We start from the raw sequence: 13336 nt of genomic DNA on the forward strand, positions 1-13336 counted from the left end.
AGCAATGTTGTGTTTGCTGCAAACAGGATAGGTCGAAGGGCTTCAATACAATATTCTGGGTAGAAGTCTGGCACATAGTCATTCGGTCTTATCGGTCAACCTAATCGTTTTATAGTACAAAGTACGGTCGAAGGGAAGCATGCGGATTTAAAAAAAAGCCTCGCTGGGGAACTTTCTCGGTCAACACCCCAAATAGCTCGGCCAACGTCTGTGACGAGGGCTGGTGTGCCCCTATGCCGGGGCAATCGAGTACCTTCGGGGCCTTATTCAGCTTTTTCCGCCTCCTCTTTCGCTCATGCTCGCTCCCACCCCCGCTCCTTCTCAACTTCCGGCCGAAACCCTTACCGTAATGGGTGCGGGGCTGGTGGGCTGCCTGCTGGCTTTATACCTGGCCCAGCACGGCCATGCGGTAGAGGTATTTGAGCGCCGGCCCGATCTGCGGGGCGATGCGAAAGTGGAGGCCCGCTCCATCAACCTGGCGCTTTCTGATCGGGGCTGGCGGGCCCTCGAGGGCGTGGGCATTGCCGACGCCGTACGCGAGGTGGCCATTGCCATGCGCGGCCGCATGATGCACGGCGTCGAGGGGCAGCTCACGTTCCAGCCCTACGGCCAGGACGGGCAGGCCATCTACTCGGTGTCGCGGGCCGGCCTGAACCGGCGGATGCTGGATCTGGTGGAACAGCAGCCCGGTATCCGGATGCAGTTTGAGCAACGCTGCCAACGGGTAGATTTACGCAATAGCCAGCTGGAAATGCGCGACGAAACCACCGGCGAGTCGCGCATTCAGCCCTTTCAGCGCCTGTTTGGGGCCGATGGGGCCTACTCGGCCGTGCGCGGGGCCATGCAGCGCACCGACCGGTTCAACTACTCGCAGCAGTACCTCGACTACGGCTACAAGGAGCTGACAATTGCGGCGGGCCCCGATGGCAGCTGGCCCATCGAAAAGCACGCGCTGCACATCTGGCCCCGGGGCCAGTACATGATGATTGCGCTGCCCAACCTCGACGGCTCGTTCAACTGCACTCTGTTTTTCCCCTACGAAGGCGCCAACTCGTTTGCGGCCCTGCAAACCCCGGCCCAGGTCCGCACCTTCTTCGCCGAGCATTTTGCCGATGCCGTGCCGCTGATGCCGGACTTGGAAACCGAGTTTTTCGCCAACCCCACCAGCTCGCTCGTCACGGTGCGCTGCTTTCCGTGGAGCCACGCCGACGATGTGCTGCTGCTCGGCGACGCTTCGCACGCCATCGTGCCTTTTTATGGCCAGGGCATGAACTCGGGGTTTGAAGATTGCGCCGTGCTGGCCGAGCTGCTCGAAGAGCACGGCTCCGACTGGCCGCGCATTATGCGCCAGTTTGAAACCTCGCGCAAGCCCAACACCGATGCCATGGCCGATCTGGCTGTGTATAACTTCTATGAGATGCGCGACCGGGTAGCCGATCCGCGCTTTCTGCTCCAGAAAAAAATTGAGGGCCGGCTGGCCGCCCAGTACCCTGCCCAGTGGCTGCCGCTGTACTCGCAGGTTACCTTCTCGCAGATACCCTACGCCGAAGCCCTGGCCAACGGACAGGCCCAGGAACAGGTGATGCAACGCCTGATGCCACATATTCAGGCCGAGGCCGACTACGAGCGGCCCGATGTGCAGGCGCTGGTAGCCGCCGAAATGGCCCGCCGCAGTTGAGGCAGCCAACCCGAAGCTTACCCATAGTGCTATTTAAGTCCAAAACTATTAGCTTAGCTACCTGCTAACGCGCCTATTTTCTCCGATAAGTACCTTTCGATGACTACCCCAAGGCCTGGAATCTTCCTGCCTGCTCCACTCCTATAGCAATACTCGCCATGCAAAGCTTGCTCACCTGTGCTATTATCGATGACGAAGAGATTAACCGGCTGACGCTGGAACACTATATCTCCCTTACCAGCTCGCTGCAGTTGGTTGAGTCGATGGATGATGCGCTGAAGGGCCTGAACTATTTCCGGGCCGGTAACCGCGTCGATGTGTTGTTTCTCGATGTGCAGATGCCCCAGCTTAACGGCCTCGATTTGCTGCGCATTCTGCCCGATCCACCCATTGTCATCCTCACCACGGCCCACGAAGACTTTGCCGTTGATGCTTTCGATCTGCGCGTAACCGATTACCTGGTTAAGCCCTTCGACTACGCCCGTTTCAGCCGGGCCGTGCAACGGGCGCTGCTACAGCACGAAACGCCGGCAGCTGCCGCCCCCGCAACCATCGTAGCGGCCCCCGATAATGACCTGTTCGTGAAGGTGAACAGCAAAATGGTGCGCATCAACTTCGACGAGGTCCTCTACATCGAAGCCCTGTCCGATTACGTCGTTATCGTTACCGAGAAGCAGAAGTACATCGTTTACACCACCATGAAGTCGCTGGATGCGCGCCTGCCCTTCGACCATTTCGTGCGCGTGCACCGCTCCTACATCCTCAACCTCAAGCGCATCGAGGCCATCGAAGACGGCGCCGCTGTGGTGCCCGGCGGCCAGCACGTGCCCATTGGCAAATCCTACCAGGAGGCCTTTTTCGGCAAGCTGAACCGGATATAGTTAGTGCTTAGTTATTAGTGCTTAGTGTTTAGGTCGTTCTGAGCGACCTAAGCACTAAGCACTAATAACTAAGCACTACTCCACCCGCACGGTGCCGAGCTGCTCCACGGCGGCGGTCAGCGTGTCGGCCAGCGCGAGAGTGGCCGCCCGCATCGTTTCGGCGGCCGGCAACGGGCCGGTAGCAGGGCGGGACAACGGTTCGAGTAGGGCCACGGCTTCATCAGTACCCACGATGCCCAGCAGCTGGAGCGAGGGGCGCAGCTTGTGGGCCAGCGTTCCTACGGCAGACCAGTCGGCGGCGCTGGCGGCCTCGCGCAACTCGCTCACCACCAACGGTGTGTGGGTACGAAACGAGCCGATGATTTTCTGCATAAAAATACTGCTGCCGTGCGCCGTATCGCGCAGTCGGGTCAGGTCGAACAGCACAGAAACCGGTTCGGGCAGCTCCGCTCCCGGTTCGGGGGCAGCGGCGGAGGGCAGCACCGGCGCGGGCTGAGCCTCCAGGTCGGTGGCCGGCACGGGCCGTAGGTTAGCTTCGAGCTTATGAAACAGTTCGTCTTCCTCGAAGGGTTTGGACAGATAATCGAGGCCGGCGGCGCGGTAGGCATCGTTATCGGAACGCATTACGTTGGCCGTTAAGGCAATAACCGGTGTTTCGGCGCGGCGCGGGTCGGGGTTGCGACGCAGCTCGTGGGTTACGTCGAGGCCGCTCATGCCAGGCATCTGAATATCCATCAGCACCACATCGTAGAGGCGGGCTTCGAGTTGCTGCAACGCCTGGGGGCCGTCGGAGGCCACATGCGCTTCCACGTCCCAGCCTTCGAGCAGCAGCAGGGCCAACTGCTGATTTACGGGGTGATCTTCAACGAGCAGCACCCGCCGGCCCCGTAACCGGCCGTAATCGGGCAGCGCTCGGGGGGCGGGAGGCAGCACCAGGCCGGTGGCTTTGGGCAGCGTGAGCGTGAAGTAGAAGGTGCTGCCCTCGCCTTCGTTGCTTTCCACCCACATGCGCCCGCCCAGCTGCTCTACCAGCCGCCGGCTGATGGCCAGCCCCAGGCCCGTACCCCCAAAACGCCGCGAAATATCGGCGTAGGCCTGCGCGAAATTTTCGAAGATGCTTTCCTGCTTATCGGGCGCAATACCAATGCCGGTGTCGCGCACGCAGAACTCCAGACCAATTTCCCGGTCGGTTTCGTGCAGCAGTCGGCCGCCCAGCTCCACGGAGCCCTGCTGGGTAAACTTGAGGGCGTTGCTGAGCAGGTTGAGCAGAATCTGGTTGAGCCGGCCAGGGTCGCCCATTACCAGCGGGTGGGCTAGATCAAGAGGCTTTACGCTGAAGTGCAGGCCTTTCTCTTCGGCCCGGTACGCCAAGCTCTGCACAGCTTCTTTCACCGACTGGCAGACATCAAACGGCACCAGCTCCAGCTCCAGCCGGCCGGCCTCCATCTTGGCCACGTCGAGCACATCGTTGATGACGGTGAGCAGGTGGCGGCCCGAGCTGCGCAGAATCTGCAGATGCTCCTGCTGCGTTTCGCTGAGCGGCGTCTTAGCCAGCAGCCCGGCCATGCCCAAAATACCGTTAATGGGCGTACGGATTTCGTGGCTCATGTTGGCCAGGAAGTTTTCCTTGGCCTGCGCCGTATTTTCGGCTTCATCCTTGGCCCGGATCAGTTCTTTTTCGGCCAGCAGACGCTCGGTAATTTCCTGCCCGTAGGCAATCACGTAGGGCTGCTCGCCGGGTTCCTCTACCCGGTAGTTGTCGTAGATGAGGTGGTGGGGGCGGCCATCGGGGCCGTTGAGCGTAAGCAGGCCCGTTAGCTGCTGCTGTTGCTCATGGGCCTGACGCAGGTACTGCTCGAGCTGACCGTTAAAATTGGGGTCGAGGATATCGCGCAGCGTACGGCCGACCAACTGCTCGGGGGCGGCGCCTACCAGCTGGGCCGCGGCCGGGTTCAACGACAGAATCCTGCCTTCCAGATCGTGGGTGCAGATCAGGGCCTGTGAGTACTGCATCAGGTCGCGGTACTGCTTGGTACTTTTCTCCAGCGTCTGGCGGGCATTTTTCATCTCCGTGATGTCGGTGCTCACGCCCAGCACATTCACGCTGCCATCGGCCCGCACCAGGGGGCGTTTTACAGTTTGCAGCCACATGGTGGTACCATCGCGTAGCGTAAACTTGTTTTCCTCCACCAGCTCCTGCCCCGTGCGCATCACAATCTCATCGGAGGCCACAAACTGCTGTACCTCGTGGGCAGCCGCGCTGCCGGGCGCGGGGTGCTGGCGGTGGGTGCTGCGTTCCAGCAGCTCATCGAAGGTGCGGTTGCTGAACAGTACCCGCGCCCGACCATCGGTAGCCCAGATAATGCTGGGCGTGGTATCGACCACCGCCCGGATGAAGGCCTGGTTTTCCTGCAGCTCGGCTTCGCGCTGGCGCAGCAGCTTTTCGGCGTTGTAGCGGTCGGTAATGTCGATGCCGTAGCCGATAACCATGCGCAACTCGCCGGTGGGCGTAAATACGGGTGCCATGTGGCGCAGGGCCAGCCGCGGGCCGTGGGGGTCCGTTACGTGCTCTTCCCAGGCCAGCGTGGTGCGCTGGCTCACGAGCTGCTCGAATAGCTGGCGCCGCCGTTGCGCATGCTGGTCGGAGCGTCCGCGGTGGGCGGCGTACTCAAAGTCGTCGTGGCCGATAATCCAGTGACGCATCTCGTCGTTGCGGATGGCGGCCGGGTTGACGAACTGGTAGCGGTGCTGCGCATCAAACACGGCCACGTCGGCGGGTAGCTGGTTGAGCACGGTTTCATAGAACTCCTGCTGCTCGGCCAGGCGCTTTTCGGCTTCCTTGAGCGGCGTAATGTCGGTTAGGTAAAGGTTGGCGTACTGATCGTCGGGGAAGGGCGTGATGGCGAGCTGAAAGCAACGCGGCCCGAACCCGACTTCCAGCTGCACCATTTTCTGGGAATTAAGGGCCTGGCAAGCGGCGGCGTACAGCTGCCCGGCCAGCGCCGGCTCCTGCGTGGGTTCCAGGTACTCGAGGCGCAGCGCCTCGGCAGCGGGGTTGCTGTACAGCAGCCGGCCGTCGGCGTGCAGGCGCAGAATCAGGTTGGGGTCCTGGCCCGGGATGCGCGAAAGCGAGTGCAGGTACTGCTCGGCCCGGCGGGCCTGCGTTACATCACGGAACGAGAGCAGGTAACCGGCCGCCACCAGCTCGTCGGGGCCACTAAGGGGCACAAAATCCAGTTCGAGCACCGTGCCGTCGGCCAGCTCCAGATCTTGGCCCAGCACCCGCTGGTTGCTCTGGCGCAACGAGTCGAGGCGCTGGCGGAACAGTTCGGGCCGGGCCGTATAGGCCAGCATGGCTTCCAGCACGGGCTCCGCAAGGCTGTCGGGCATTCCCAGCGGCAGGGCCTCTTCCATCCCGAACAGGTCGCAGAACTCCTGGTTGAGCAAGGCAATAGTGCCATTCTGGTGGGCCACCAGCACGGCCACGCGCAGATTTTGGGTAAGGCGCGTGATGCTGTCGGTGAGCCGGCCTACCGTGCGTTGGGTAGAGGTCAGATGGCGCCGCAGCCCGGCCACCTGACTTTCGGCAACTTGGCGTAGCAGGCGTTCCTGAGCCAATTCGGCGGCCAAACCTTCAACAGTCGGGGCAATAGTATCAGCCATAGTGCGGAATGATAGACTCCGAAGATACGCCGGATTTGCCATCGGCCCCGCCAGCGGAAGGTGCGGCAGCCGGCAGGGGGTTAGGACCGGCTGCCGCCGGTGGCGTGGCTACTTACCGAAGCAGGTGCGGTACATGTAGCCGGTTTCCGTCTTGCCGGCCGCCGTAACGCGTACTTTCACAAAGTAGGCGCTTACCGTATCCATCACCTGTACTTCGCTGCCCGCATTAAGGGTAGCCAGCTGCTTGGAGCTCTTGGTCATGCCGTCGTAGAGAATGCACTCGACCACCGATGTGTGGGCTACTGGGGCATCATTCGGGCGACGCGAGCGGGAATCGTCGCGCGACGAGCTGCAAGCGGAGGCAGTGAGCAGGGCCAGTGCCCCGAAATAGAGTAAAGTTTTCTTCATGAGTCTGAAATCAGGAAACGATAATTTCGACAAAAGATAACCACAATTATAATCGCGGGGCAATTTTTGGCGTTTATAATCTATTCCCGGGTTTGCCGCCTCGCCGCTACAAGGCGGGAACGTCCGACCACCCGGGGGTGTTCTTTACGCGTACCAGCACGCGGCTTTTCGCCGCCCCTAACTGGATTTTTTTTATTGATTCTTCCACTTATATGAACCGCATTTCCCGCTTTCTGCTCCGCCCGCTGGCCTATTCCGTGTTGGGACTGAGCCTGCTGCTTGGCGCCACCAGCTGTACCACCGCCGCCCGCGTAGGCGTCACCTCCGATTACGACCACTCGGTCAACTTCCGGGCTTACCGTACCTGGGCTTGGTATCCGCAGCAGCGCGCCGACACCGAGGGTGGCCCGGCCCAGGGCTACGAGTCGTTTCTGGATCGGCGCATCCGCGCGGCCGTGGAGCAACAAATGGGCACCAAGGGCCTGACGATGGTTGAGGCCACGGCCAGCCCTGATGTATATGTGGCTTACAGTGCCCGTGTCGAGGATAAGCAGCGGTCCGTGGCTTCGCCCTATGGCCCCTACGGCTACCCTTATTACGGATACGGCTATGGTTATGGCAGCCTCTACAACCGGGGCTACACCACCGAATACAAAGCCGGCACCCTGATTCTGGACTTCATTGACGCCAGCCGCAAGGAGTTGGCGTGGCGCGGGCAGGGCCAGGCCCAGGTCGACAACCAGACCATCTCAGAAGCCGAGGTGCAACGAATCGTTACCAGCATTCTGGGCAACTACCCACCCCAGGACGGACGGCCCACCAGTTCGCAGGCCTACCGCGAGTAAGCTGGCACCTGCTAGATCTCCGAACGCAAAAAGCCCGCTCTCCCTTCCGGAGAGCGGGCTTTTTCGGGTTATGCAGCTTGCTGCGGCGCTTAAATCGGGACGTTGACGTGGCGCTCGGCGTGGTAGCTGGAGCGCACCAGCGGGCCGCTTTCCACGTACTTGAGGCCCCGGCGCAGGCCCTCCTCGCGATAATGTGCGAACAGGTCGGGGTGGATGAACTCGGCTACTTCGATATGGCGCTTGGTAGGCTGCAGGTACTGGCCCAGCGTGAGGATATCGAGGCCGTGCGCCACCAGGTCGTCCATGGCCTGGTACATTTCTTCCTTGGTTTCGCCCAGGCCCAGCATAATGCCCGACTTGGTGCGCTTGCCAGCCTGCTTAGTGCGCCGGATTTGCTCCAGGCTCCGGTCGTACTTGCCCTGGGGGCGCACGAGGCGGTAGAGGCTGCCCACGGTTTCCATGTTGTGCGACACCACTTCCTGGCCGCCGGCAATCATGGTATCGAGCGCAGCCCAGTTGGCCTTCACGTCCGGAATCAGGGTTTCGATGGTAGTGGCAGGGCTGAGCTGCTTGGTTTGCACGACCGTTTCGTACCATACGCTGGCCCCGCGGTCCTTCAGCTCGTCGCGGTTGACGCTCGTGAGCACGGCGTGCTTCACGCCCATGAGCTGAATGGCCTCGGCTACCCGGCGGGGCTCATCGAGGTCGAGCTCGGAGGGGCGGCCGGTGGCTACGGCGCAAAACGAGCACGAGCGGGTGCAGATATTACCCAGAATCATGAACGTGGCCGTGCCCGCGCCCCAGCACTCGCCCATGTTGGGGCAGTTGCCGCTCTCGCAGATGGTGTGCAGCTTGTGCTCGTCGACGAGGCGGCGCACATTGGCGTAGGCGGGGCCTACCGGGAGTTTCACGCGCAGCCAGTCGGGCTTGCGGGCCTTGGTGGGGGCAGCAGCCTCGGGCTGAATAATGGGCAGAGTCAGCAACAGATCATCCATGGCACAAAGGTACAAGGAATGGGGAGGAGGATAAGGAATAAGAGATAAAAGGATAAGGGATGAAAGACGAGGTTGTTTTGTCTTTCATCCCTTATCCTTTTATCTCTTATTCCTTTCATCCAGAAACTAGTTGCGGCTGCCCAGGTAAATAGTCAGGTAAACCGAAGGCAGAAACTGGTCGTTGATGGAATTATCGTCCGTCTGTAGGCTGCGAATGATAACCGGCGTTTTGCTGTAGGCTTCCAGCAGCACGCCCACCTCGGCCCCGGCCACGGCGTCGCGGTAACGGCCGTACTCGAAGCTGAGCGCCCCGCGTATATGGGCTCCGATAATGGGCTTGGTTTCGCCAACGCCCGCAAACAGCGGAGCCCGGTCTATGATGCGTTCCAGCGAGGTCTGCCGGGCGGGGTTGTCGTGTAGTTCCGGGTCGTATTGCTCGTTCCGAACGTCGATTGGCGTATTGTTGGGATCGGGCGAGTAATTGTAGCTGATGTAGTACGGCATCAGCAGGCCAATAGAAGGGCCGCCGCTAAGCAGGCCATTCACCTGCACGCCGGAATCGGGGGCCTTGCGGAAAATAACGCGCTGCACGCCAAACGAAGGCCGTAGGGCAAAAAGATGGTTGCTCTTGCCCTTCACAAACGAGCCGCCCCGGTTGGAAATGCCCTTCTCCTCTTTTGGGTGCTTTATTTCTACTGCCTCAATGCTCCAGAAGCGGGCCCAATCCTGGGTGAGCAACCGGGTCGAGCGCACAGCAACGCCGCCAATCAGGCCACCGCGGGTGTTCACGTTGATACCGTACGTAAACTCTTTGCGGTAAGAAGGCTGGTCGCTGCTGATGCCAGGCCGGGTCGGGGAGCTGGCCTGCGGCTTGCGTTGTGCCTGGGCCTGTGGAACGGCCAGCAGCGCCAGTAGCAAACCGCCACCCAGGCAGGTAACCGTGCGTACGGATCGGGAATACATAGAGGAACAGGTAAAAAATGACGGAGCCGGCTGCCGCTGGCCGCCAACCCCTCCGAAAGTACGTAAATTAGCCCGCATACTTCGCCTGTTTACCTGTTTCAATATGAGCACTATCACCGCCCGCTACGCCGGCCAGCTGCGCACCGAAGCCACCCATGCCGCTTCGGGGAATACCATCCTAACCGACGCCCCCACCGACAACCAAGGCCGGGGCGAAGCGTTTTCGCCTACCGACCTAGTATGTGCCGCTCTGGGTTCGTGCATGATGACCATTATGGGCATCGTCGCCGACCGCCACGGCCTCGACCTGACGGCCGTTAGCTGGGACACCACCAAGCACATGCTCAGCGAGCCACGCCGCATCGGCCAGATAGACCTGACGTTCCGGTTGCCGGCTTCGCTGCCGGAAAAGGAGCGGGCGCTACTCGAACGGGCCGCCAAAACCTGCCCGGTAGCGCTCAGTCTGAACCCCGAAATAAAGCAGCAGGTTCAGTTTCTTTATAGTGAGTAATAAATAGTGAACAGTGAATAATGCCGATGTCATACCGCGCACTATTCACTGTTCACTATTACCTGTTCACTACTTCACTTTCTGCTTCACGTCGCTCAGGCGGATGCCATTGTGGGAGGCGTGGAAAGTGCATTCGCCATCCTGAATAAGGAGTAGCTGGGGCGACTCGTGCTGCACGTTGAATTGCTGAGCCATTTCCTGCGAGATGGGGCGGTAGCTGAGCAAATCGAGGTAGTAAAGCTTGGTACTGTCGAGTCCGGCATCGGTCCACTGGCGCTCAATTTTGCTTTTGGCCATCGCGCTGATGGAGCAAGTGGTGCTGTGCTTGAAAATGATAACCGGCTGCTCGGCCGATTCACGGACGATTTCGGAAAGCTGCTCGGCTTTGGTAAGGGGTTGCCAGGGGGTCATAGAAAAGGAATAAAACAGAAAAAATACGGTGCTACTGCACCGCAGCCGCATTGGGCTTCTTACGACGGAGACGCAAATGCATCTTTGTTGGTTCGCTTACGCGAGGCGTGCCGTCGCGGCTGAACTTATAATTGGGCTGCCCGGCCGCGGGCGGTAGCGCGGCGAGGCGGCCAGCGGCCTTCACGCGCAGTTCCTTCTTGCTCACGGCCAAGTGCGACTCTTTGTAGGGGGCCTCTACTTTGCGGGCGTCGCGCAGGGCCCGCCGACTGGCAGCCCGCTGGCTGGCCGGGCTGCTCGATTCCAGCTGTGCCTGCGCTTTGGGGGCGGCGACCAGGGCCAGCAGCAGGGAACCCATCAACAGATAACGCATGGTTTCGGACGATAAAAGGAAACGAAAGGAATCGGGGCGGGGCGGTAAGCCTTACGGAAAGCTACGCATTCCGGGCCACACCTTCGGCACGATACGTATACTACGGAGAATCAGCCAGTACGGCGAATCAGAAGGGTAGCCGAATGCCCAAAAACCGGCGCGGACCGGTTTTGCGCTTTAGCCGGCGCTTTTCCATCTTCGGCTTCTTCACCAGCCCGTTTTTGTCGAGCCCCTTCTTTTTAGACCGCAGGGCCTCGCGCTCCATATCCATCGCCTGCGCGTCGGCAGCCTCGTTGCCGGGAGTGCGCGAGCCCCTTACTTTGGGTTGGATTGGGGGGCCCTGGGGGTCGGGGATGCGGTACGGATGGCGCTGGCAGGCCGGAGCCAACAGCAGCACCGTGGCCAGTACTACCAGATTCGGCCACCGGCTACAAGAGGAGAAAGGCTTCATACAGTCGGTAATCAATAGCTGCGCATTTTTTCTACGGCGGCCCGCAGGCGCTGGCGGGGCAGGAAATCCTGCTCCAGCGTAGGGGCAAAAGGCACGGCCGTATCGAGCGAGGCGACGCGCATAATGGGCGCATCGAGACTACGGAAGCAGTTTTCGGCTACCCAGGCGCCAATTTCGCCGCCCAGTCCACCCATCAGCGTGTCTTCGTGAAGCAGGATGAGGCGGCCGGTTTTTTCCACGGTGCGGCGCACGGCCTGCTCGTCCCAGGGCAGCAGGGTGCGCAGGTCCAGAATGTCACAGTCCAGACCCAGCTCGTCGGCCAGGGCCAAGGCCCAGTGCACGCCGGCGCCGTAGGTTACGATGCTCATTTCGTGGCCTTCGCGGGCCAGCGCGGCCTGCCCGATGGGCGTGGTGTAGTAGGCGTCGGGCACGGGGCCAGAGAGGCTGCGATAAAGCAGCTTGTGCTCGAAAAACAGCACCGGATTGGGGTCGGCCAGGGCAGCGCAGAGCAGGCCTTTGGCATCGTGGGGGTTGCTGGGGAACACCACTTTCAGGCCGGGCGTGTGGGTAAACCAGGCCTCGTTGCTCTGGCTGTGGAAAGGCCCGGCGGCCGAGCCGGCCCCGGTGGGCATGCGGATAACCACGTCGGCGTTCTGGCCCCAGCGGTAGTGGCTTTTTGCCAGGTTGTTGATAATCTGGTTGAAGCCGCAGGTCACGAAATCTGCGAACTGCATTTCCACCATGGCCTTTTTGCCCCGGATGCTCAGCCCCAGGCCCGCGCCCACAATGGCCGACTCGCAGAGCGGCGTGTTGCGCACCCGGCCCTTGCCAAACTGCGCCACGAAGCCGTCGGTAATCTTGAACACGCCGCCGTACTCGGCAATATCCTGGCCCATCAGCACCAGCTCCGGGAACTGCTCCATGCTCTGCCGCAGTCCGTCGGAAATAGCATCGATGTAACGCTTCTCGGTTTTAGAGCTTAGTGCGTCGAGCTTAGAGCCTATGTTCTCGTTCGATTGGCTGTCTTTCTCTTTCACCTCTGCTGAAGCTTCGCCAGTGGCAGCACCCGAACCATCGGCCCTAGGCTCTAAGCTCGAAGCACTAGGCTCTACCACCGCGTACATATCGGCCAACTCGCGGGCGGCGTCGGGGGTGGGGACGGGGGCGGCGTCGGCTTCTTTGAGGCCCTCCTCGATTTCGCGTTTGATGGTTTCGCGGAAGCGCATGCGGGCTTCCTCGTCAAGGACACCTTCTGCCAGCAGCCACTTTTCGTAGTTTTCTACCGGGTCTTTGGCGGCCCACTCGGTGAACAGCTCCTGGGGCACGTACTTGGTGCCGCTGGCTTCCTCGTGGCCGCGCATCCGGAACGTGAGGGCCTCCAGCAGGATGGGCCGGGGGTTCTGGCGCAGGTCTTCGGCGAGGCGCTTTACCGTGTCGTATACTTCAAGGATGTTATTGCCGTCGACCTGCACGGCTTCCATGCCGTAGGCGGGGCCCTTATCTACGAAGTAGCGGAAGCGGAACTGCTCGTTGGAAGGCGTGCTGAGGCCGTAGCCGTTGTTTTCGATGATGAAGATGACCGGCAGCTGCCACACGGCAGCCACGTTCAGGGCCTCGTGGAAGTCGCCCTCCGAGGCGCCGCCGTCGCCGCTGTACGTGACGGTTACGCGGGGCTTCTCATCGAGCAAATCGGCCAGGGCAATGCCGCCGGCCACGGCCAGTTGGGGCCCCAGGTGCGAAATCATGCCCACAATGTGGTGCTCGTTGGTGCCGAAGTGGAAGCTTCGGTCGCGGCCCTTAGTGAAGCCGGTGGTTTTGCCCTGCCACTGCGCAAACAGCCGGCCAAGGGGAATGTCGCGGCCCGTGAACACGCCCAGGTTGCGGTGCAGGGGCAGAATGTACTCGTCGGGTTCCAGCGCCAGGGTGCTGCCCACCGAAATGGCCTCCTGCCCGATGCCCGAAAACCACTTGCTGACCTTGCCCTGGCGCAGCAGAATCAGCATTTTCTCCTCAATCAGCCGGGGCTTGAGCAGGTGGCGGTACAGGTGCAGCAGGGTATCGTTGGAGTAGTCCTTGCGGTCGAATTGCATAACGGAGAGGCCGGTAACAGGTGGGGGAAGCCAAAAGTACGGGTTTGGGTTGGAAGGGAAATTATTCGGG

Annotated in this window: 12 protein-coding genes; 4 read left to right on the forward strand and 8 right to left on the reverse strand. The window is 61.0% G+C overall.

Going from position 1 to position 13336, the window contains the following annotated elements; all coding sequences use genetic code 11:
• Nucleotides 1–295: 295 nt before the first annotated feature.
• Both BLW21_RS10050 and BLW21_RS10055 read left to right on the forward strand, forming a co-directional pair.
• Nucleotides 296–1678: an FAD-dependent oxidoreductase gene (locus BLW21_RS10050; protein ID WP_092739594.1), complete on the forward strand. Its 1383-nt coding sequence runs from the start codon at nucleotides 296–298 to the stop codon at nucleotides 1676–1678.
• Between the two features lie 158 nt (nucleotides 1679–1836).
• A complete protein-coding gene (locus tag BLW21_RS10055; protein ID WP_092739596.1) occupies nucleotides 1837–2559 on the forward strand; it encodes a LytR/AlgR family response regulator transcription factor in 723 nt (240 codons plus the stop codon).
• Between the two features lie 75 nt (nucleotides 2560–2634).
• Here BLW21_RS10055 and BLW21_RS10060 read toward each other — a convergent pair whose 3' ends face one another.
• Nucleotides 2635–6222 (reverse strand): PAS domain S-box protein, encoded by a 3588-nt coding sequence (locus tag BLW21_RS10060; RefSeq protein WP_175470923.1) that lies wholly within the window; start codon nucleotides 6220–6222, stop codon nucleotides 2635–2637.
• 108 nt (nucleotides 6223–6330) lie between these two features.
• Nucleotides 6331–6630: an SH3 domain-containing protein gene (locus BLW21_RS10065; protein ID WP_092739600.1), complete on the reverse strand. Its 300-nt coding sequence runs from the start codon at nucleotides 6628–6630 to the stop codon at nucleotides 6331–6333.
• Between the two features lie 212 nt (nucleotides 6631–6842).
• Here BLW21_RS10065 and BLW21_RS10070 point away from each other — a divergent pair, with 212 nt between their 5' ends.
• On the forward strand, nucleotides 6843–7475 hold the full coding sequence (locus BLW21_RS10070) for a DUF4136 domain-containing protein (RefSeq protein WP_139255160.1): 633 nt from the start codon (nucleotides 6843–6845) through the stop codon (nucleotides 7473–7475).
• Between the two features lie 89 nt (nucleotides 7476–7564).
• Here the strand turns inward: BLW21_RS10070 and lipA are convergent, their stop codons facing one another.
• Complete coding sequence (gene lipA / locus BLW21_RS10075; protein ID WP_092740091.1) at nucleotides 7565–8458, reverse strand: lipoyl synthase; 894 nt, start codon at nucleotides 8456–8458, stop codon at nucleotides 7565–7567.
• A 138-nt stretch (nucleotides 8459–8596) separates the two neighbouring features.
• On the reverse strand, nucleotides 8597–9433 hold the full coding sequence (locus BLW21_RS10080) for a hypothetical protein (RefSeq protein ID WP_092739604.1): 837 nt from the start codon (nucleotides 9431–9433) through the stop codon (nucleotides 8597–8599).
• A 103-nt stretch (nucleotides 9434–9536) separates the two neighbouring features.
• On the opposite strand from BLW21_RS10080, the gene BLW21_RS10085 reads away from it, so the two are divergent.
• Nucleotides 9537–9944: an OsmC family protein gene (locus BLW21_RS10085; protein WP_092739606.1), complete on the forward strand. Its 408-nt coding sequence runs from the start codon at nucleotides 9537–9539 to the stop codon at nucleotides 9942–9944.
• A gap of 69 nt (nucleotides 9945–10013) precedes the next feature.
• On the opposite strand, the gene ytxJ is transcribed toward BLW21_RS10085, so the two are convergent.
• From ytxJ to BLW21_RS10105, 4 genes are all read right to left on the reverse strand, one after another.
• Nucleotides 10014–10355, reverse strand: coding sequence for a bacillithiol system redox-active protein YtxJ (gene ytxJ, locus BLW21_RS10090; RefSeq protein WP_092739608.1), 342 nt, complete (start codon nucleotides 10353–10355; stop codon nucleotides 10014–10016).
• Between the two features lie 31 nt (nucleotides 10356–10386).
• Entirely contained in the window at nucleotides 10387–10725 is a 339-nt protein-coding gene (locus tag BLW21_RS10095) for a hypothetical protein (RefSeq protein ID WP_139255161.1), read from the reverse strand.
• 127 nt (nucleotides 10726–10852) lie between these two features.
• Entirely contained in the window at nucleotides 10853–11176 is a 324-nt protein-coding gene (locus tag BLW21_RS10100) for a hypothetical protein (protein WP_092739612.1), read from the reverse strand.
• Nucleotides 11177–11187: 11 nt separating this feature from the next.
• A complete protein-coding gene (locus BLW21_RS10105) occupies nucleotides 11188–13266 on the reverse strand; it encodes an alpha-ketoacid dehydrogenase subunit alpha/beta (protein WP_092739614.1) in 2079 nt (692 codons plus the stop codon).
• Nucleotides 13267–13336: the final 70 nt, after the last annotated feature.

The organism is Hymenobacter psychrophilus, assembly GCF_900107135.1.
Classification (GTDB): Bacteria; Bacteroidota; Bacteroidia; order Cytophagales; family Hymenobacteraceae; genus Hymenobacter; species Hymenobacter psychrophilus.